Origin of the sequence: Aquabacterium sp. G14 (assembly GCF_037482285.1) — a bacterium.
Classification (GTDB): domain Bacteria; phylum Pseudomonadota; class Gammaproteobacteria; order Burkholderiales; family Burkholderiaceae_C; genus Aquabacterium.
On sequence record NZ_JBBEYB010000002.1, the window covers coordinates 387,768 to 408,000 of the forward strand.

20 protein-coding genes and 1 tRNA gene are annotated in these 20,233 nt (G+C 63.5%); 15 read left to right on the forward strand and 6 right to left on the reverse strand.

What is annotated here, in order from left to right:
- Positions 1 to 31: 31 nt before the first annotated feature.
- The 3 genes from WIT60_RS04110 to WIT60_RS04120 all read left to right on the forward strand — a co-directional run bounded on the left by WIT60_RS04110 (position 32) and on the right by WIT60_RS04120 (position 2,167).
- Positions 32 to 502, forward strand: coding sequence for a DUF2059 domain-containing protein (locus WIT60_RS04110; RefSeq protein WP_339582667.1), 471 nt, complete (start codon positions 32 to 34; stop codon positions 500 to 502).
- Between the two features lie 106 nt (positions 503 to 608).
- The gene (locus WIT60_RS04115; RefSeq protein ID WP_339582668.1) at positions 609 to 1,619 is read left to right on the forward strand and encodes a catalase family peroxidase; all 1,011 of its coding nucleotides are present in this window, start codon (positions 609 to 611) and stop codon (positions 1,617 to 1,619) included.
- A 23-nt stretch (positions 1,620 to 1,642) separates the two neighbouring features.
- Positions 1,643 to 2,167: a cytochrome b gene (locus WIT60_RS04120; protein ID WP_339582669.1), complete on the forward strand. Its 525-nt coding sequence runs from the start codon at positions 1,643 to 1,645 to the stop codon at positions 2,165 to 2,167.
- A 30-nt stretch (positions 2,168 to 2,197) separates the two neighbouring features.
- Here the strand turns inward: WIT60_RS04120 and WIT60_RS04125 are convergent, their stop codons facing one another.
- From WIT60_RS04125 to WIT60_RS04135, 3 genes are read right to left on the reverse strand one after another with little or no spacing between them, the layout of a single operon-like run.
- Positions 2,198 to 2,407, reverse strand: coding sequence for a hypothetical protein (locus tag WIT60_RS04125; protein ID WP_339582670.1), 210 nt, complete (start codon positions 2,405 to 2,407; stop codon positions 2,198 to 2,200).
- Complete coding sequence (locus WIT60_RS04130; RefSeq protein ID WP_339582671.1) at positions 2,404 to 3,555, reverse strand: PepSY-associated TM helix domain-containing protein; 1,152 nt, start codon at positions 3,553 to 3,555, stop codon at positions 2,404 to 2,406. Before WIT60_RS04130 ends, WIT60_RS04125 begins: the two co-directional genes overlap by 4 nt.
- 7 nt (positions 3,556 to 3,562) lie before the next feature.
- Positions 3,563 to 5,752, reverse strand: a complete 2,190-nt coding sequence (locus tag WIT60_RS04135; RefSeq protein ID WP_339582672.1) for a TonB-dependent siderophore receptor — start codon at positions 5,750 to 5,752, stop codon at positions 3,563 to 3,565.
- 351 nt (positions 5,753 to 6,103) lie between these two features.
- Between WIT60_RS04135 and WIT60_RS04140 the strand changes: the two genes are divergently transcribed.
- The 8 genes from WIT60_RS04140 to WIT60_RS04175 all read left to right on the forward strand — a co-directional run bounded on the left by WIT60_RS04140 (position 6,104) and on the right by WIT60_RS04175 (position 12,370).
- Positions 6,104 to 6,439, forward strand: coding sequence for an ankyrin repeat domain-containing protein (locus WIT60_RS04140; protein WP_339582673.1), 336 nt, complete (start codon positions 6,104 to 6,106; stop codon positions 6,437 to 6,439).
- A 26-nt stretch (positions 6,440 to 6,465) separates the two neighbouring features.
- Positions 6,466 to 6,744: a hypothetical protein gene (locus WIT60_RS04145; RefSeq protein ID WP_339582674.1), complete on the forward strand. Its 279-nt coding sequence runs from the start codon at positions 6,466 to 6,468 to the stop codon at positions 6,742 to 6,744.
- A 33-nt stretch (positions 6,745 to 6,777) separates the two neighbouring features.
- Complete coding sequence (locus WIT60_RS04150) at positions 6,778 to 7,134, forward strand: DUF1304 domain-containing protein (protein ID WP_339582675.1); 357 nt, start codon at positions 6,778 to 6,780, stop codon at positions 7,132 to 7,134.
- A 65-nt stretch (positions 7,135 to 7,199) separates the two neighbouring features.
- Positions 7,200 to 8,243 carry an NAD(P)H-dependent flavin oxidoreductase gene (locus WIT60_RS04155; RefSeq protein ID WP_339582676.1) on the forward strand — a complete coding sequence of 348 codons (1,044 nt, stop codon included), beginning with the start codon at positions 7,200 to 7,202 and terminating at the stop codon, positions 8,241 to 8,243.
- A gap of 93 nt (positions 8,244 to 8,336) precedes the next feature.
- Entirely contained in the window at positions 8,337 to 9,935 is a 1,599-nt protein-coding gene (locus tag WIT60_RS04160; protein WP_339582677.1) for a hypothetical protein, read from the forward strand.
- 75 nt (positions 9,936 to 10,010) lie between these two features.
- Entirely contained in the window at positions 10,011 to 10,502 is a 492-nt protein-coding gene (locus tag WIT60_RS04165; protein ID WP_339582678.1) for a dihydrofolate reductase, read from the forward strand.
- Between the two features lie 139 nt (positions 10,503 to 10,641).
- Positions 10,642 to 11,400 carry a TerC family protein gene (locus WIT60_RS04170; protein WP_339582679.1) on the forward strand — a complete coding sequence of 253 codons (759 nt, stop codon included), beginning with the start codon at positions 10,642 to 10,644 and terminating at the stop codon, positions 11,398 to 11,400.
- Between the two features lie 190 nt (positions 11,401 to 11,590).
- The gene (locus WIT60_RS04175) at positions 11,591 to 12,370 is read left to right on the forward strand and encodes an exodeoxyribonuclease III (RefSeq protein ID WP_339582680.1); all 780 of its coding nucleotides are present in this window, start codon (positions 11,591 to 11,593) and stop codon (positions 12,368 to 12,370) included.
- On the opposite strand, the gene mutY is transcribed toward WIT60_RS04175, so the two are convergent.
- The 3 genes from mutY to mutM all read right to left on the reverse strand — a co-directional run bounded on the left by mutY (position 12,371) and on the right by mutM (position 16,400).
- On the reverse strand, positions 12,371 to 13,465 hold the full coding sequence (mutY, locus tag WIT60_RS04180) for an A/G-specific adenine glycosylase (RefSeq protein WP_339582681.1): 1,095 nt from the start codon (positions 13,463 to 13,465) through the stop codon (positions 12,371 to 12,373).
- The gene (locus WIT60_RS04185) at positions 13,462 to 15,471 is read right to left on the reverse strand and encodes a dynamin family protein (RefSeq protein ID WP_339582682.1); all 2,010 of its coding nucleotides are present in this window, start codon (positions 15,469 to 15,471) and stop codon (positions 13,462 to 13,464) included. The genes mutY and WIT60_RS04185 overlap by 4 nt, the downstream gene beginning before the upstream one ends.
- Positions 15,472 to 15,569: 98 nt before the next feature.
- The gene (mutM, locus tag WIT60_RS04190; RefSeq protein WP_339582683.1) at positions 15,570 to 16,400 is read right to left on the reverse strand and encodes a bifunctional DNA-formamidopyrimidine glycosylase/DNA-(apurinic or apyrimidinic site) lyase; all 831 of its coding nucleotides are present in this window, start codon (positions 16,398 to 16,400) and stop codon (positions 15,570 to 15,572) included.
- Between the two features lie 70 nt (positions 16,401 to 16,470).
- On the opposite strand from mutM, the gene WIT60_RS04195 reads away from it, so the two are divergent.
- From WIT60_RS04195 to WIT60_RS04210, 4 genes are all read left to right on the forward strand, one after another.
- A complete protein-coding gene (locus WIT60_RS04195; protein ID WP_339582684.1) occupies positions 16,471 to 18,303 on the forward strand; it encodes a tetratricopeptide repeat protein in 1,833 nt (610 codons plus the stop codon).
- Positions 18,300 to 18,920, forward strand: a complete 621-nt coding sequence (locus WIT60_RS04200; protein ID WP_339582685.1) for an outer membrane lipoprotein LolB — start codon at positions 18,300 to 18,302, stop codon at positions 18,918 to 18,920. The genes WIT60_RS04195 and WIT60_RS04200 overlap by 4 nt, the downstream gene beginning before the upstream one ends.
- Positions 18,921 to 18,950: 30 nt before the next feature.
- Positions 18,951 to 19,859, forward strand: a complete 909-nt coding sequence (ispE, locus tag WIT60_RS04205) for a 4-(cytidine 5'-diphospho)-2-C-methyl-D-erythritol kinase (RefSeq protein WP_339582686.1) — start codon at positions 18,951 to 18,953, stop codon at positions 19,857 to 19,859.
- Between the two features lie 145 nt (positions 19,860 to 20,004).
- Positions 20,005 to 20,081, forward strand: a tRNA-Gln gene (locus WIT60_RS04210).
- The last annotated feature ends 152 nt before the right edge of the window (positions 20,082 to 20,233 follow it).

Here is a 20,233-nt window from a genome sequence, read left to right on the forward strand (position 1 = left end):
AGTGATCCTTCACATTCAAACAAGGGAACCCATGAAATTCGTCGTCAAGTCTGTCCTGCTCGCTTCGGCCATTGCACTGGCTGCATGCAACGCCAAAACCGAAGCCCCCGTGCAGGACTCCCCTGAAGCCCGCACCGAACTGGTCAACAAGTACTTCAAGCTGGTGCCGCTGACCCAGATGGTCAATGACATATCGGTGGAAATGGCCAACAACCTGCCCCCAGAGCAGCGTCAGGACTTCATTCAGCTCATGACCCAGGAGATCCGGGCGGATGTGCTGGAGACCGCGGCCAAGGAGAGCATGTCCAAGCACATGACGGCACAGGAGTTGTCGGCCTTTGTGGCCTTCATGGAAAAGCCCGAGGGCAAGTCGGCCATGGGCAAGATGAAGTTCTACATGGCCGACATCATGCCGGTGGCGCAGCAAGAGGTCATGCGCGCCATCGCGAAGCGTCAGGGTCAGGGTCAGGGTCAGGGTCAGGATCAGGGTCAAGGTCAGTAAGCGCGCTAGGCGGCATTAACCCCACATCCCCGGTCGTGCGTGAAGTTGCCCACAATGTGCCGCTTCACCACTTCATGTCACGACAACACGAAAGGATGGCCGGTTCATGACCGCTTTTCGGTATGCCGCTTTGGTGCTGGCGGTGGGCTCACTGGCTGGCGTGATTTACGCTGCGGCCAGCGGAGCCGGACAGTCCAGCATCACCGCCCAACGGTTTGTGAACCTGCAGGAGGGTCCCCAAGTTCACGAGGGCTTCCGTCGGGCTCATGCCAAGGGCTTTTGCGTGGTGGGCGAGTTCCAATCCAGCGGCAAGCTGGCCCCCTACTCCAGCGCCCGTGTGTTTCAGCCGGGTCAAACGGGTTTTGTGGGCCGCATCTCGATTGCGGGCACCAACCCCACCGCGCCTGACCTGCGCTCGCCTGTTCGCAGCCTGGCGCTGAGCCTGGGCCGCGGCGATGCAGATGGTTGGCGCACCGCCATGAACACACCGCCTGTGATGGCCGTGGGCACACCCGAGTCGTTCTACGAGCAGTTGTCGGCGCTGGCGCCCGACCCCGCCACGGGTCAGCGCAACCCACAGCGCATTCAAGCCTTCTTTGCCTCGCACCCGGAAACGCAAGCCTTTCTGGCATGGCAAAAGAGCTATGTGCCCACGCAGAGCTTTGCCACCGAGCGCTATCACAGCATCAATGCCTTCTACCTGCTGGCGCCCAACGGGCAGCGCCAGGCCGTGCGCTGGGCTGCCGTGCCGGTGGCAGGCACAGGGCTCCAAGCAGCAACGGCACTCGACCCCAACGACCCGGATGCGCTGCAAGCCGAGTTTTTGGCACGTGTGAAGCAGGCGCCTGTGGTGTTCGATCTGGTTTTCACGCTGGCGGCGCCCACCGATGACGAGGCCAACCCCACGGTGCCTTGGCCTGCGTCTCGCCCCACGGTGGTGGCGGGCCAGTTGCTGATCCGCGCCGCCCAGTCCGAAGCCGAGGGGTCATGCAAGGACATCAACTTTGATCCGTTGGTGTTGCCCACCGGCATGGCTGCCACGGCGGACCCCATCTTGCGCGCCCGCTCGGCCGCGTATGCGGAGTCTTATCGCCGTCGCGCCCGCGAAAGTTTGTGACCCACCCGATTGGCATGCACATCATGAGTCAAGCTGACGTTTACAGCCTGCCCGCACGCATCCTGCACTGGGCCATGGCGCTGTTGTTGTTCTCGCTCTTGCTGGCCGGTCTGGCCATGGTGCAGAGCCTGCAAACCTGGCATCTCACCTTGCTGGCGACGCACAAGTCCTTCGGCGTATTGGCCTTGCTGTTGGCCGTGATACGGCTGGCGGTTCGCCTCACCCACACGCCACCGGCCTTGCCCACCAGCCTGCCGGCCGCACAGAAGCGCGCCGCCCACGCCACACAGGTGCTGTTGTATGTGGCCATGTTTGCCATGCCGCTCACAGGCCTGCTGATGCAAGGCGCAGCCGGCCGGCCTGTGAACGTGTTGGGTCTGTTCACGGTGCCAGCGCTGCTACCCGTCGACCTGCGCGCCTATGGCCTGTTGCGCGAGTTGCATGGCTGGGGCGCGTGGGGCCTCATCGCGCTGGTGCTGCTGCACGTCACCGCCGCCTTGCACCATGGGCTGATCAAGCGCGACAAGGTGCTGCGCAGCATGCTGTGAGCCTGGACGAACCCGTGTCAGGCTCACCGGTCAGCCCGGTGGACGCGGTCTGACGAGTCGATGGAGCCACCCAAACCACAGCGCCACCACCACCGGCATCGCCAGGCAGGCGTTGGCAACGGTGTCGCCCCAGCCCCCGTCGCTGAACAAGGCTGCCACCAGCCCGATGCTGGTCAGCACGCCCAGCAGCAACGGCCAACGCCAGATCGCCATGGCACCCAAGCGATGTTCCTGGCTCATGTGGTGCTCCCGGAGCTGACCACCACGGCCGCTGCATGATCACGCGCCTTGGCCGGTTGGCCCTTGCGCAGCCACAGGTACAAGCCGCTGCCCAGCACGATGATGCTGGCGATGTCGAGCACGGCCCACAGGATCTGCATGGGCAGACCACCATAGTCGCCGAAGTGCAGCGGCTGCGACACCAACAGCGCCGTCAGGTACCACGGCAACTCGGGAGACGATGTCACCACCAGCGTGCGTGCATCCACCAGCACGGGCTGCAACAGCCGTGCACTCAGGGGTTCGTTGCCACGCAGGAAGAAGGTGGTGTGATGCGGGCTGGAATAGGCCGTGCCCGGAAACGCCACGAACGACAACTCCTTGCCCGGCAACTGGGCCAAAGCCTTGTCCAGCCCCACCTGCACCGAACCACGTTCGGCCAGCGGGACCGTGGGCTGCCCCTGATACGGCGCCAGCAGGGCACTGAGCTGGTCGTGCTGCCAGTACTTCACCATCAGGTCAGCCCAGGTGTTGACCATGCCCGTGGCACCCACCACGAACAGCCACACCAGGGTGACGATGCCCAGCAAGTTGTGCAGGTCCAGCCACTTCAAGCGTGCACGCCGCTCGCGCCGCACGGTGCCAAAGTCCAGCTTGCGCATGAAGGGGCTGTACAAGACGGCCCCGCTGACGATGGCCACCAGCAGCAAGAAGCCCATCAAGCCAAGGAACAGCATGCCGGGCAGGCCAGCAAACAGGTCCACATGCAGCTTGAACATCACCCACATGAATCCCTGATCCACACGTGGCCGCTCATACACCTCACCCGTGCGGGCGTCCACCGCCACCGAGCGAAAGTCATCCGTGGGGGCCGGTGTGGGCGTCATGGTGACGAACCACAGGTCAGGGCTGTCCTCCGGTTGCGAGGCGTACTGCACCACGCGGTCCGGGTGCTCGGCCCGAGCGATGGCCAGCACCTTGTCAAGGCTGAGGCGCGGCGTATCGGCCGGCATCTCGCGCGCCTCGACCTCGGTGCCAAGCAGATGCCCGATCTCATGGTGAAAGATCAAGGGCAAGCCCGTGATGCACAGCAGCAGCATGAACGCGGTACAGACCAGGCTGCTCCATTTGTGAAGCCAGGTCCACGCTTTGATGGTCTTGTTCTGCATGGCGTGCTCAGAACTTGTACTTCAGGCTCAACGTGGCACTGCGCGGTGCCCCATAGGTGAACTGGCTGTAGGCGTCGAACATGCCGTAGTAGGTCTTGTCAAAGACGTTGTGGACGTTCAACTGCGCCGACAGTTGCGGGCTGAAGTCATAGCGGGCCATCAGGTTGACCAGGGCATAGCTGTTCTGGTCAATCTTCTGAACCACCCCCAGCGGGTTCTGGGCATTCGTATAGGTGGCCCCTTCCCAGTTCACGCCCCCCCCCAGGGTCAAGGCGTTCCATGCACCGGGCAGGCGGTAGGTGGTGAACAGACGCAGCAACTTGCGTGGGTAAATGCTGTTCACATCCTTGCCGCTGGCGTCCTTGGCCTTGAACTGGCTGTAGCCGGCGCTGGCGTTCCAGCCCGGGGCCAACTCGCCAGAAACATCCAGCTCGAAGCCTTCACTCGTCGCCCCTTCCGAGGCTCGGTACGCGGTCTCGGCAGTGGTGCCGGTCACAAAGCTCCCGGTGGCCTGGGCCAGCTTGTCTTGCTGAATGCGGAACACAGCCGCAGAGGCATTCACGCGGCCCTCCAGAAACTCCCCCTTCACCCCGACCTCGGTACTGGTGCCCACAATGGGATCCAGATAGTTGCCATCCACATCGCGCTTTTGCTGCGGCTGGAAGATGTCGGTGTAGCTGGCGTAGGCCGAGTAGGTGTCGTTCAGGTCGTAGACGATGCCGGCATATGGCGTGAACTCCCGCTCGAACTTCATCTTGTACGCCGGCGTGGCCTGGTAGTCGTCGCCCTTGCGCTCATAGTTGGTCCAGCGGGCGCCCAGGATGAGCTTCAGCGGGTCAGACAGGCTCAAACGCGCAGCGCCATACACCGCCTCCTGTGTGACCCTGCCATTGCCGTAGTAGCTCAAAGGCCCCCACGCGGGCTCCGCATAGGAGCCATCCCAGGTGTTGAAGTTGGGCGCCGCCCCTCCAGCGGCCGCGCGGCTGCGCGCCCGGAAGTCCTGTCGAGAATGGGTGTATCCCAGCGCCAGTTCATGGCTGCGGCCCAGCAACTGGAACGGCCCGGAAGCCTGCAAAGCCATGTCCTCCTGCTTGGTGCTCACCTTGTAGGAGCCCGGCCACGTGAACATGCCCAGGCCCGTGCCGGCATTCGGCGCCCCCATCAGATACAGCAGGTAAGAGTCAGCCCGACGGTCACTCTGGTTGTAGCTGGCCTTGACCTTCCAGTCATTGGCGAAACGATGGTCCAGCGTCACGAAGTAGCTGTCATGGTCGGTGTCCCATCGAGTCCAGTCCGCCGCGGTGGATTTCGAGCGATCCCAGTGTGTGCGCGAGCCATCGCTGTACCAAACAGGCAAGCCACCCCACATCGGCCCATCGGTGTCATGGGTCTGGTGAGTCAAGCCGGTCGACAAGAGCGTGTGCGGACCCAAGTCGGCCTCCAACGTTGCGTACAGCGTCTGGCTCTGGTTGTGCAAGCCATCCACCCAGCTGTCTCGCTCGGTATGTTCGGCCACCACACGACCGCGCACGGTTTGCGCCTCGTTGAGTGGCGCCTGCAAGTCCCCCATCACGCGGCGCTGGTTCCAGCTGCCTACATCGGTCTCAACGGTGCCCTGCAAGGTCTTGCTGTTGGCGCGCTTGCGCACCAGGTTGATTGCCGCCGAGGGGTCGCCCGCGCCCGTGGTCAGCCCCGTCGAACCACGCACCATCTCCACGCGGTCATAGGGGGCCAGGCTGGTCAGGATCTCGCCCGAACTCCAGGGCTGCTCCCAGGTCGTGGGCACCCCATCGATCATCAAGGTGTTGATCTTGAAGCCCCGGGCCGTGAACTGGCCTCGGTTGGTTTCGTACTGGTTCACCGACACCCCGGTCACGTTGTTGACCGCATCGGTCACCGTGAGCATCGACTGGTCTTCGATGCGTTGCCGCGTCACCACCGACACCGATTGCGGCGTATCACGCAAAGACAAGCCCAAGGGGGTCGCCGTCTTTGTCTTGCCGGTGGTGGTGTACGAGCCCGTGCCCTCCGTCGTGTCCCGCTGCTTGGTGGCTTTGACCCCCACCGCTGGCAAGGTGCTGTCCGCCTTGTCCGCGTTCTGCGTTTGTGCCCAGGCCCCCGCAGGCATGGCCAAAGCGATGCACAAAGCCAAGGGAGTGAGCTGATGGCGCTGGGTGGCGCGCGCTTGCGAGTTCATCCGATTTACCTCTCATGAAAAGCGTGGGTGCTGAACCAGCCTTGCGCTCCAAACGTCACGTTCACCGTTCAGCTCACTTTATTGTAAATACAAATCACTCTCATTTATATTCATTGCTATGATGCCAACAGGGTTACGCCGCGGGCCTGCCATCGGGCCCCCTCACCCGCTTCTCATGTACAAGGAACGAACCATGCGCAACAGCCGCCTGCAAGCCATCCTGGAATGGACCGCCCTGGCCATCACCATCGTGTGTGTCTGGGTCTTCGTGCCCGTACAGGCCTGAACCCTGCACAGCCCGGCATGACTGCCCTATAGTGCGCAACACAAGCGCACACACGGGAGATCACAATGTCCGCTGGAGACTGGAAGGACCTCTACCAGGCCGCCCTGGATGGCAACCTCGCGCTGGTCGACTACCACATCAGCCAGGGCGTCAACCCCAACTACCAGCACCCCGAGATCCTGTGCACACCGCTCGTGGCCAGCCTGATCCACGGACACGACGAGGTTGCGCATTACCTGCTCACGCACGGCGCCGACCCAAACCTCATGTCTGACTTTGACGGGCTCACACCACTGCAAGCGGCTCGCAAGCACGGTCGCACCGCCCTGGTCACCGAGCTGACCCGCTTGCGCGCGAAGGCTCCTCATCAGCCCTTTTGGTGGCGCTGGCTGCCCATCTAGGCGATGGCACACCCAGGCAACACACCATGCGCTACGTATACGGACTGCTTCTGATGGCCACCGCGGTGGTCGCGGTTCTCAACTTCAGACTCCGTTGCGAGAGCTTTGGCTGCATGGGACTGGGGGTTGCGTGGTTTGCATGGTCCGGCCTGTACCTGCTGACGCTCCTCGCAGGGCTGATCGCCTGGTTCAAGGCGCCCCATGCAACCTGCAAGCGCCACCTCCGCTGGGCACTGTGGACACAGGTGGCGGGGGGACTTGCGCTCGCAGGCTACTGGCTCATCGGGTCCTCCATCGTTTCATAATGACGCTCTGACCACCTTCATCGAAAGCACCTCATGGGCCTGATCGCCAGCATCGTCATCGCCATGGTGGCGGCCTTGCACATCTACTTTCTCGTCCTTGAGATGTTCTTGTGGGACAAGCCTGCAGGGTTGAAAGCCTTCGGCCAAAAGCTGGAGCAAGCCAAGGCCACCAAAGTCCTTGCGGCCAACCAAGGCCTGTACAACGGCTTCCTCGCCGCGGGTCTGATCTGGGGGCTGCTGCGCGGCGCAGACGGCACCCACATCCAAGTCTTCTTCCTGGGCTGCGTGATCGTGGCTGGCGTCTTTGGCGCGGCAACCGCCAGCCGCAAAATCCTCTTCATTCAGGCCCTGCCAGCGGCCATCGGTCTGGGCTTGCTCCTGCTGGCCTGAGCCTCATGCGCAGCAGGGGCCATGCCGCCCAGACCGCACGTCCTCACGCCACCTGAGCCATCACCATGTGCCTGCAACAACTCCTCGGCATTCACCTCCCCATCATCCAGGCGCCCATGGCCGGCGTTCAAGGGAGCGCGCTGGCCGTGGCGGTGTCGAACGCGGGCGGACTGGGCTCACTGCCCTGCGCCATGCTCACCCCCGAGACACTGCGCCGTGAGTTGACCGTCCTCCAGACCCAGACCACCCACCCCTACAACGTCAACTTCTTTTGCCACACACCACCCACACCTGATGCAGAGCGAGAGGCCGCCTGGCGCGCCGCCCTGACCCCCTACTTCACAGAACTGGGCCTGGATGCGAATGTCATCCCATCGGGACCTGGCCGGCAGCCCTTCAGCGCCGACATGGCCGATGTACTGGCCGAGTTCAAGCCCCCGGTCGTGAGCTTTCATTTCGGCCTGCCCTCGGCGGATCTGCTGGCTCGCGTGAAAAGCTGGGGCGCGAAAGTGCTGTCGTCGGCCACCACGGTGGACGAAGCGTGCTGGCTTGAGGCCCACGGGGCCGATGCCATCATTGCCCAAGGCCTCGAAGCCGGTGGGCACCGCGGCATGTTCCTCACCGACGATCTCCACACCCAGGTCGGCACCTTTGCCCTGCTGCCCCAGGTCGTGCAGGCCGTCAACATCCCGGTGATTGCCGCAGGTGGCATTGCCGATGCAGCAGGGGTGGCCGCCGCCCTGTCCCTGGGTGCTGCGGGTGTACAGGTCGGCACCGCTTACCTCACCTGCAGCGAGGCCACGACCAGCCCCCTGCACCGTGCCGCACTGCAAAGCGAGCAGGCCCGCGTCACGGCACTCACCAATCTGTTCACAGGCCGGCCGGCACGTGGCATCGTCAACCGCATCATGCGTGAGATGGGCGCCATCTCCCCCCTCGCCCCGGCCTTCCCGCTCGCCACCGCAGCCATCGCGCCCTTGCGGGCCCAGGCCGAAAGCCACGGGCTCACCGACTTCACGCCCTTGTGGGCAGGGCAAAACACCAGCGGATGTCACACCCAGCCTGCAGCCGAGCTCACCCGCGCGCTGGCCACCCTCGTTCGCACTTGAACCACCGACGCTCACTGTCCACGACGCCCTGATTGAAGGGTGAAACGACGCTGCGCTGGCTCTATGATCTTTGGGCACGATCACAGGAAGATGATGAACATGAAGTACCGCAAACTGGCGGCTTGCACGCTGCTGTCCACCGGCCTGCTCAGCGGTTGCAACATGGATGGACGGCTGACCTTTTCACCCGAAGACAAGATCAACGCGGCCTTTCCGGTATCAGAAGCCGTTCGCTTCAGCCAAGTCACCCTGCTGGAACAAGCAAGCCCTGAGCAACGAGACGACATCCAGCGCCTGTTGAAGTCGCGACTGCGCCTGCGCGCCCTGGAATGCGCCAAAGACTACACCCCGTCCTGGTACGCTTCGCTGACCGACATCCGCGAAAAGCTGGGCGACAGCACCTGCTTCACCGATGCCGACGCCGCCTTGCAAACCTGGCTGGGCCTGCGACGTGCCGGCATGCAACTGAGCCAGCCTGCGCTGCGCGCGATCCCGAGCACAGTCCCGCCCTACATCGTGGCGAGCTCCACCATCCAGAGCGCCCGCTTTGCAGACAAGGCGGGCGTGGCCTTGCTCGAAGCTCGCGAAACCCTTGAGGTGATGGACCTGGGCGCCAACAAGGCCATTCACCGCGCCCCCAAAGACACCTCCGCCGTCGGGCGCCTCTCCGCCAACGGACGGCTCTACACCGTCGGACTGGGACAGCGCCTTCAAATTCGTGAATCGGCCACCGGCACCACGCTGGCAGACATCCCGTCCGTCTACCCGCACGAGTTCCACTGGCTGGACGACCGCACCGCCCTGTACGAGCGCAGCGACAACCGCAAAACCTTCCTGCTCGATTTCGTCTCGGGTGAAGAAGTGGAGCTGCCCATGATCCAGCGCGGGCTCACCACTGTGGCAGCGGTGCCGGGCACCCCCAACCAGTTTGTCGTGTTCGGTCACCAGCAAGCCAGCCGCATCGAGGTGATCCGCGGCACGGGCAAGCCCGAGGTGCGCCTCGTGAGCGAGCGCAACCTGCCCCGCGCCATCAACTGGTCCACCAACACCTCTGGCGTGTTGCCAGGAGGCAAGCACGCTTTCGAGGCTTCCCGTCAACTCACAGTGATCAACCTCGAAGACCTGCAAGCCCGTGAAATCCAGACCGAGCCGCTGTACATCCAGCAGGGCAGCGCCACCCCCGATGCAGACAAGATCATCATCCGGGGCTACGTTCAAGGCGTCCCCACCCATGGTGGCAAGGACTACGTCTTCAGCCTGAGCGCCAACACCCTGTCCGAAGTCAACAGCAGCGAACTGCCATCGCGTCAGTTCACCTACGTGCCATCGGTCAACCGCCAGGCCGTGATCAGCGACAGCAAGATCACCTTGCTCGACAGCCTGCCAACTCTCCCGCCCGTTCCACTGAGCAATGTGCTGGCCGCACTGGTCGATGCCGCCAACCAGCACAAGCTGGAAATGTTCTCGCGCGAACAAGCCATGCAAGACACCATGTTGCGCGCACAACAGACTCGGGACGCCTTTCAGAACCGCCTGATGCGTGACGAAGAACAACGTCGCCTCGAGATGCAGGCCCGACAGCGCGAACTGGAGGCCTATCAAGCCCGACGACTGCGCGAGGCGGAGGAGCAACGACGCCAGCTGGAAGCCGAGCGACGCATGCGACGCGACGCCCAGATGGTGCGCCCCTGACCCGATCGTCCGCACACCTGACGCCAGACGGCCTACACTCCCCGCCCTGAACGCCGTCTGGTATCCGCTGTCACCATGTCCACCTCCACCCTCATCCTGATCGCCGCCGTGGCCCGCAATGGCGCCATCGGCAAAGACAACGCCCTGCTGTGGCGTCTGCCCGAAGACCTCAAGTTCTTCAAGCGCACCACCCTGGGTTGCCCGGTCATCATGGGCCGCAAGACCTTCGAGTCCATCGGACGCCCGCTGCCCGGACGTCGCAACATCGTCATCACCCGTAACACCGCCTGGCAACACGAAGGGGTCGAAGTGGCCCACACACTGGAGGAGGCCCAGGCACGGGTCGCCGACCAGGCCCGTGTCTTCGTCATCGGCGGCGGCGAACTGTATGCGCAGGCACTGCCTCAGGCCGACGAACTCATCCTCACCGAAGTCGATGCCGACTTCGACGCCGACACCTTCTTCCCCTCCTGGGACCGCAGCGCCTTCAACGAGGTCAGCCGCGAAACCCACCAGGCCGAGGCAGGCTGGCCTTACCACTTCGTCGTCTACCAGCGACGGAAATAAGTTTCCCCAAATTCAGTTTTTACAAACTCGAATTCATTTGAAATTCGAATTTACCTGAGAACCGGCGCGAGTTATCTTCGACGGTTTGGCCTGTTGCGCCGCCAGTTTTCCTTTCACTGCACCTCCTGCACCGCTCCTCATGGATTTCCTGTTCGACCCCAATATCTGGATCGCCTTCGCGATGCTGACTGCCCTGGAAATCGTCCTCGGCGTCGACAACATCATCTTCATCTCCATCCTGGTCGGCCGCCTGCCCGCCGACGTGCGCGACAAGGCCCGCCGCATGGGCCTGGCCTTTGCGATGATCTCGCGCCTGCTGCTGCTGTTCTCGCTGAGCTGGGTCATGAGCCTCAAGGCCGACCTCTTCCACATCTTCGACCTGGGTATCAGTGGCCGCGATCTGGTGCTGCTGTTCGGTGGCCTGTTCCTGCTGTGGAAGGCCTCGCACGAAATCTTCGTCGAAGTGGAAGCCCGCGAAGAAGATCACGCCCCTGACACCGACCCGGCCCTCATCAAGGCCGCCGGCGCCCGCCTGTTCTGGGGCATCATCGCCCAGATCGCCGTCATCGACATCGTGTTCTCGCTCGACTCGGTCATCACCGCGGTCGGCATGGTCGACCAACTCGGCGTGATGATCGCCGCCGTCATCACCTCGGTCGGCGTGATGCTGTTTGCCGCCAAGCCCATTGGCGACTTCGTCGATGCCCACCCCTCCGTCAAGGTGCTGGCCCTGGCCTTCCTCGTGATGGTCGGCATGGCCCTGACTGCCGAAGCACTGGACGCTCACGTGCCCAAAGGCTACATCTACGCCGCCATGTCCTTCTCGCTGGCGGTGGAGTTCCTCAACATCCGCGCGCGCACCAAGCGCCTGGCGTTGAAGGCGGCATCTCAGGCTTGATGCTCAGGCGCTCAGCGCCTGCACTGCTCGCCATGCAACCAAGGCCGACCCTGTGTCGGCCTTTTTCATGCGCCGCACACCTGCAACACCCGCCCCGCTGCCAGCAAGGTCCACCCACAACAGCGACAATCCGGATCATCCGACGCGCCCTGTGCGCCTCCCAGACTCGATCCGCCAAGGCCTCCCCCCCATGCAACTTGCCACCTGGAACGTCAACTCCCTCTCCGTGCGCCTGCCGCAACTGCTGGACTGGCTCGCCGCCAACCCGGTCGATGCCCTGGTGCTACAGGAAACCAAGCTCACCGACGACAAGTTCCCCCACGCCGATCTGGAAGCCGCCGGCTATCAGGCCCAGTGGTTTGGTCAGAAAACCTACAACGGCGTCGCCCTGTTGACCCGCAGCGCCAGCACCGACATCGTCAAGAACATCCCCGGCTTTGAAGACGATCAGGCTCGCGTCATCGCCGGCACCGTCAACGACCCAGTGGTCGGCAGCGTGCGCGTCATCGGCTGCTACTTCCCCAACGGCCAAGCGCCTGACAGCGACAAGTTCGTCTACAAAATGAACTGGCTGACCGCACTGGAAGCCTGGGTGCAGGACGAACTCACGCGCCATCCCAACCTCGTCATCATGGGCGACTACAACATCGCCCCCACCGACGACGACGTGTACGACCCCGTGGGCTGGAAAGACCAGATCCATTGCACCGTGCCCGAGCGCGAGCACTTCCAGAAGCTGCTGCAACTGGGGCTCACCGACGCCTTCCGCCTGTTCGAGCAGCCGCCCAAGCCCTGGAGCTGGTGGGACTACCGCAACCTGGCCTTCCGCAAGAACCAGGGCCTGCGCATCGACCACATCCTGGTGAGCGACGCCCTCAAGCCACGCGTCAGCGCCTGCATCATCGACAAGGCCCCGCGCAAGAACGAGCGCCCCAGCGACCACGCCCCGGTGGTCGTCACCCTGGGCTGATCAGCCCACCAGCAGGCGCCGCAACGGCGCCGGCAAGCCCCAGTTGGCCAGATCGGCCAGGGGCACCCAGCGCCCACCTGGCGCTTGCGCACGCAAAGCCGCCTCCAGCGCCGCCGCCTCGGCATCGTCCAGCACCACACGGCGTGGGTGCAGCCACCAGTCCAGATGCGTCAGCACATGCTTCATGCGGGGCTGGCGCTCCACCCGGGCATCCAGAGTGGTGCCCAACAAGGCCGACACGGCCTCATCGCTGTCCAGCAAAGGCAAGGTCCACAGGCCAGCCCACACGCCCTTGTCGGGCATCTGCTGTAGCCAGACCTGCTCGCGCCACTCCGGCCACAACCACCAGTTCTCGCGCTCGCTGCGCTTGAGCTTGCGGCTTTTCACCGGGTAACGCTCGGGGTCGCCCACCTGACGCGCCACACACAGATCCGACCAGGGGCACATCAGGCAGGACGGCTTACGCGGCGTACACAAGGTCGCACCCAAGTCCATCAAGCCCTGGGTGTAAGACGGCATCACATCGGCACGCAAGGGCAACACCACCTGCGCGGCCGCGATGAGCGACCTCTCGTGCGCCCGCACCGACAGGTCCTCGCCCCAGCCCAGCACCCGGCTGAGCACCCGCCTCACATTGCCATCCATGATGGACACGCGCTCGTCAAAGCAGAACGACGCGATGGCCGCTGCGGTGGACGGCCCAATGCCCGGCAAGGTCTGCAAGGCCTCACAGGACGACGGAAAGCGCCCGCCATGCAGGTTGACCACATCCTGCGCGCAGCGATGCAGGTTGCGCGCCCGACTGTAGTAGCCCAGCCCGGCCCACAAGGTCAGCACATCGACCAAAGGTGCTGCGGCCAGCGCCTGCACATCCGGAAACCGCTGCAAGAATCGCTCGAAGTAACCCAGCACCGTCGTCACCTGGGTCTGCTGCAGCATGATCTCGGACAGCCACACGCGGTACGGGTCACGCAGCTTTTGCCAAGGCAGGTGATGGCGACCATCCTGATGCTGCCAGGCCACCAGACGCTCGGCCAAATCAGGGCTCACCTGCTGCGCACGCTGCAGCAGGTGCTCGGGATCAGACCAACTCATGCGGACAAGTCTGCGCGCGCCGGCGCCTCATCGGACAAGTCCAACTCGCCCATGAGGCTACCCGAACTCGACGCCAGCTCGCCCAGGCGGTCGTCACGCGCCTGCACCAGCAACTCGTCCACCAACACGTTCAGGCGGTTTTGCAATTGCATCACGCGCTCATCCTGTGCCTGCACATCCTGCAGACGCGCGTCCAGATCGCTGGCCGCCGACTGGATGCGATCGAGCGACTCGTAGCGGCGCTTGAAGTTGCGACGACGTTCGCGCAACTGGCTGTCCACCTGGGCCGAAGACGTCTTGCTCCACAACTCGATGTCGTTGCTCACCGTCTCGAACACCACACGCAGACGCGACACCAGCATGCGACGGAACTGCTCCTGGAAGCCCGGTTGGGCCAAGCGGAAGGCCTGGCTCAAGCCCAGATACTGCACGTAATTGCGCTCGATCAGGTTCAGGTCTTCGGTGTAGCGGCGAACATCCAAAGGCGTGTCGGCCACCAGGCTGAAACCGAACTCGGCATTGAGCTTGGCGTACGAAGCCACCAGCATCGAATGGATCTCGTCGCTGCGCTGCTGGGCCAACTCCACCAAGGCACGCAAACGCGCGCACAGCTCGATGAAGGCCTTGCGAGCCCCCAACGGCAACCAGGAGCCTCCCAGTACCTGCTGCAGCCCTTCCACCTCGTGACGCAGCCGCTCGGCCGACAGATCCTGCAGCGCCTCCTTCAGCATGCGCGCATGCACCGTGCGCAGCGCCTGCAAACGTGCCGTGCATTGCTCGAACTCGTTGGCCTCCATCTGCACACGCTGCAGCATCATCTGCACCTTGCCTGCACTCTTGCCACGCAGGCTGCGCAGTTCCGCCAACTGGTCGGCATACAGGCGACGCATCTCACCAAAACGACGGGTGAGTTGATGCTGGAACTGCACGGCACCTTGCGTGGCCGCTTCGGCCAGGGTTTCACGACGCCGAGGCAACAAGCCCTCCGACAGCGCCTGCTCGAACTCTTCCAGTCGGCTCTCGGTCAAACCTGCCGCATCGCCTGACAAGCGCGCAGCCAGCGCCTGGCGAGCCGAAATCGGGAACACGTGGTTGACGGGAATCTCCAGCGTCTGCGCCACGCTTTCACACTGGCGCACGATGGTCTGCTTCACCTCCGCAGGCGAACTCAACGGGTCAATCAGGGCATCGATCTTGTTGAGCGCCACATAGCGCGCCAAAGCCGGGCCACACAGGTGATCTCGCCAGATGGACAGGTCGGACTTGGTCACCCCGGTATCCGCCCCCAGGATGAACACCGTCGCATGGGCCTGCGGCAACAGCCCCAACGTCAATTCAGGTTCCGTACCGATGGCATTCAGCCCCGGCGTGTCCAGCACCACCAGACCGCGCTTGAGCAAGGGATGAGGCAAGTTGATGCGCGCATGGCGCCATACCGGCACCTCAATGCGGCCATCGGCCTGCACAGGCGGGTTGTCTTCTGGGCGTTGCTCATCCCAAAAACCCAGTCTGGCGGCTTCTTCTTGCGTCACCAGACGGGTACGCATCACTTCACCCAAGGCGGCAGCCATGCCGTCCGAGTCGGACAAGTCCAAATCGATCCAGGTCCAGGCGGCGCTCTGGCGACGGTACTCGGCCAGGGATGCCGCCTCCAAGCGGGTCTCAATGGGCAGAAGGGACAAGCCCACCGGGTCTTCTGCGTCGTAGCCCAACTCGACGGGGCACATCGTTGTGCGCCCGGCCGACGCGGGCATCATGCGGCGCCCCTTGTCCGAGAAGAAAATGGCGTTGATCAACTCGGACTTGCCGCGCGAGAACTCCGCCACAAACGCCACCATGAGCTTCTCGCCCGACAGGCGATGGCGCATGGCCTCAAACCACTCTGCCGACGCATCGTCCAGCAGATCGTGTTCACGGGCGAAACGGGCCAAGGCCGCCAGTCTGGCGTCGGTGTCGGCACGCCACTGGCCCAAGGCATCCAGGTGGCTGGCAAAGGTGGGCATCATGGCGTCGATCCTAGCGCAAGGCGCTCATGCTGTAACAAGGGCCATCACGCAGATGGCTGCCAAAAATACAACGTCTGGCGATATTCAGACCGCATCTGTCACCTTTTCTGACAATTGGGGCAGAAAAAGGTCGAGCGCTGTCCTTGCACGACGCGCTTGATCAAGGTGCCGCACGTCCGACATGGCTCGCCCTCACGGCCATAGACTGCGGTGGCCAATTGAAAGTGCCCCTGGCTCCCATGGGCATCCTTGAAGTCCTTCAAGCTGGAGCCCCCCAAGGCCATCGCCTGACGCAACACCCCTTGCACCTCGCTCACCAGCCGATCGCAACGGGGCAGGCTGAGCTTGCCGACGGCCAGCCTCGGATTGATGCCAGCCCGAAACAGAGCCTCACAGGCATAGATGTTCCCCGCCCCCACGACGATGTCGCCGGCGAGCAAAGCCTGCTTGATCGACACCGTGCGGCCTTTCAGGCGCTCGTGCACATACCGCCCGTTCAGCACCTCGTCAAACGGCTCCACACCCAGCCCGGCCAACAGCTTGCCCGGCATGCCCGTGGCCTGAGACTCGCCCCACACCACGGCACCAAACCGACGCGGATCATGCAGGCGCAATACACCGCGCGAGGTGACCAGATCAAAGTGGTCATGCGGGCCAGCCTCACCGGCTCGCCCTGAAAACGAAAGCGAACCCGACATGCCCAAGTGAATCAACAAACCTCCGCTACGGCCATCGGACGCGTGCAAAGGCAACCACAGGTACTTGCCGCGGCGCTGCACCACGCCCACCCGCCAACCACGCAAATCGTCGCCATCAATCCCCAAGGGCCAGCGCAGTGGCTTGCCCAGATGAAGGGCCAGCACCTCCGCCCCTTCGATGCGATCGGCAAAACTCAAACGGGTGACTTCAACTTCAGGCAATTCGGGCATGAGCGGATTATCTGGCGCGCCGCATAGCCTCGCGCACATCAATAGAATGACCACATCAGTTGGAGACCCCATGCCCGTCCACACGCCCGCGATCACTTCTGCGATGCCAGCCCTGCGCATTGGCCTGTTGGCTCTGGCCATGACGTGCCACAGCGCCTGGGCCGCCCCCGACAAGCCCACACCTCGCACCGCGGCGCAGGCAGCCAGCGTGGTTGTGAAGCCAGCCGTGCGCAACTCCAGCATGGACGCGCCGCTGTTCTATCAGGTGCTCATCGCCGAGATCCAGGCCAATGCTGGCGACCCTGGCTCCGCCTACCAGCTCTACTTGGAAGCCGCCCGGCGCCACAAGGATGGCCAGCTCTTCCAGCGCGCGGTCGAGATCGCCCTGCGAGCTCGCGCTGGTGAGCAGGCACTGACGGCCGCCAAAGCCTGGCGTCAGGCTCTGCCACAGTCGCGGCCTGCGGCGGAGTTCACCAGCCAGATCCTCATCGCTCTGGGGCGCACCAACGAGCTCGCCAGCACCCTTCGCAGCCTCATCCAACTGACACCGACCCCACAGCAGCCGCAGGTCATGGCCAACCTGCCGCGCAGCCTCAGCCGCCTGAACGACAAGCAGGCCGCCGCCCGCATCATCGACGAGGCCACCGAGCCCTGGCGCAAGCGTCCCCAGGAGCAAGCCGAAGCCTGGGCTGCCAGCAGCGAAGGTTGGCTGCGTGCCAACCAACTCGACAAGGCACGTGAAGGCCTGCAGCGGGCCATCGCCCTCCAGCCCGGCTTGCCGGTGGCAGGACTGCTCGCCATCGACCTGATGAAACAGTCGCCCGACAGCGAAGCCATCGTGAGGCAGCAACTCCAGCGTCCGGATGCCTCCCCGGTCGTGCGTCTGGCCTACGCCCGCCAACTGACCTTGCTGCAGCGATACAGCGAGGCTGAGCCGCAACTGGAAACTCTGGTGCGCAACCAGCCTGACCAAATGGGTCACTGGCTGCTGCTGGCCGCCATCCGCCTCGAGCTCAAGAAGCCCGATCAGGCCGAAGCTGCCCTGCAACCCGTCCTGGCCCTGGCCAGCAACCCATCCAACCGTACCCCAGCCTCGGCCACCACCGAAGGCCCCAAGTCGCCTCCTGGCCTGAGCGCGGACCTGGAACAGGCTTACCTGTTGATGGCGCAAGCCGCCGAACTGCGCGGCAAAACCCAGGATGCGCTCAACTGGATGGAGCGTGCTGACCCTCGTCAGGAGAAGCTCCTGACCCAAAGCCAGCGCGCCCGCCTGCTCATTCGTCAGGGCAGGATCCCCGAAGCGCGCGCCATCATCCGCAACATCCCTGAGGGTGAGCCCCGAGATGCGGTCCTGAAATTCCAGGCAGAGGCACAGATCCTGCGCGACGCACGCCAGTGGCAGGAAGCATACGAAGTGTTGCGCGAGGCCACCCAACGCTTCCCTGACGAACCAGACCTGCTCTACGACCGCGCCATGATGGCCGAGCGCCTGCGCCGCTATGACGAAATGGAACGGCTGCTGAAAACAGTGATGACCCTCTCACCGGACAGCCCCAACGCCTACAACGCCCTTGGCTACAGCCTTGCCGACCGAGGTGTGCGCCTTGACGAGGCGCGCCCCTTGATCGAGCGCGCCCTCAGCTTGCGCCCAGGCGACCCTTTCATCACCGACAGCCTCGGTTGGCTGGAGTTCAGACTGGGCCGCACGGAAGAAGCTCTGCGCTTGCTCAACCAGGCCTGGTCGGCCCGACCAGACGCCGAGATTGCCGCGCACCTGGGTGAAGTCCTGTGGCAACAAGGGCAGACAGACCGCGCCCGCGAAGTGTGGCGCCAAGGCCAGCAACTTGATCGTCACAATGAAACCCTGGTTGAGGTGCTCAAGCGCTTCAACGTGCAACCGTGAACCGCTGGTTCAGCGTGGTTTCGCGCATGGCGTGGTCGCGGCAACTGAGCCTGCTCGCCCTGGCAGGCACCTTGAGTGCCTGCAGTCACATGGCCGCGGTACCCCACCCACCTGCTCCCCCTCCGAGCGAGCATGCGGCGGCCTCCGGCACAGAGACCGCCACCCACCTGTCGCTGCAAGGTCAACTCAGCATCAAGCTGCATGCTTGGCAAACCCTGCCAGCCAAAGGCCTGAGCCTGGGCTTTTTCTTCAGCGGCCACACGGACCAGGGACTGCTCGACCTGATGACGCCCCTTGGCACCCTCATGGCTCAGGTAGGTTGGCAGGCCGACGAGGCCTGGGTGGTCACGTCGCAAGGGCGTCAGACCTATCAGGATCTCGACGAGCTCAGCCGACAAACCTTGGGTGAAGCCCTGCCCCTGCGCAGCCTCGTTCACTGGATGCAAGGCGTGCCCGACCCATCACAAGTCAGCACAACCACCAACGAAGACGGAGTCTTCGAGCAGGCCGGCTGGCGCATCGACACCCGGGAACTCGGTGCGCAACGCCTCCAGGCCAGCCGCCTCGGCACGGAACAACAACGCGCCATCCACATCAAGGTCTACCTCGACCGTTGACCGCCGTGCGCCGTCTGGCGCCCCGACACCATGCCCAGCCTTCACCACCTGCCTGCCCCGGCCAAAATCAACCTCTTCCTGCACATCACGGGGCGCCGCCCTGACGGCTACCATCTGCTGCAATCGGTGTTCATGCTCATCGACTGGCAGGACATCCTGCACATCGAGACCCGCTCGGACGGACAGATCCGCCGCCACGACCTCACCGTGACACTGCCCGAGGACGACCTCTGCCTGAAGGCTGCGCGCCTGTTGCAAGCCGAGAGTCGCACCTCCCAAGGCTGCGACATCCGCATCGAAAAAAACGTGCCCTGGGGGGCCGGCTTGGGAGGCGGCAGCTCCGACGCCGCCACCGTATTGCTCGCACTCAACCAGCTGTGGGGCCTGCACTGGCCACGCAGCCGCCTGCTGGGCCTGGCCCTGCGCCTGGGTGCCGACGTGCCCTTCTTCGTGCGCGGCCACAACGCCTGGGTCGAAGGCATTGGCGAGCAGATCACCCCGTTGGCCCTTCCCGACGAGGTGCTGCAAACGCCCTTGATGTTGCTCAAACCCGCCATCGCCGTGCCCACCGCCGCGATTTTTGGCAGCGATGCGTTGAAACGCGACACAAAGCCTGCTATAGTTGCAGACTTTCTTGCAGCGCCCAAGCGCTTCGGTCAAAACGACTTGCAGGATGCCGCGGTGGCTTACCAAGCCAGCAGCGAATCCGGTAACGACATTGGCCTGGCACTTGAAGTCATGCAGAACCAGTTCGGCAACAGCCGGATGACCGGTTCAGGCAGCACGGTGTTTTCGTGGGTCTCCCCCGATCAAACCAGCCACTTGAATCACATCCAGCCAAGCGATCTGGGCCTGAATGACGGATTGTGGATCGGTCGCGTATGTCGCGGTCTGCCTCAGCACCCACTGCTCAAGATGCTCAATCAGATCGCTGATTGAAGACATCGAAAGCGTGATGCAAATGAGCAACAGACTTGCAAAACATGCAAAAGCTGATCTAGAATAGAAGGCTCTGAACAAGAGTACAGACTACTAGGTAGCAAGACAGCAAAGACGCAAGTCAGCGCAGTTTTGAAACCTGTGTAGGGGAGTCGCCAAGTTGGTTAAGGCATCGGATTTTGATTCCGACATGCGAGGGTTCGAGTCCTTCCTCCCCTGCCAAATTTTCTAAATTCGGCACCATCACCGAATCACACACCTGCCCTACACCTTCCGCGAAGGCTGTTTATCCTGATTCACACATCAGGACTTCCTGAGGGCAAGGTGCTGGGCAAGTGCTTTTTTGTTTATCAGCACAAGATCCCAAGGTCGGC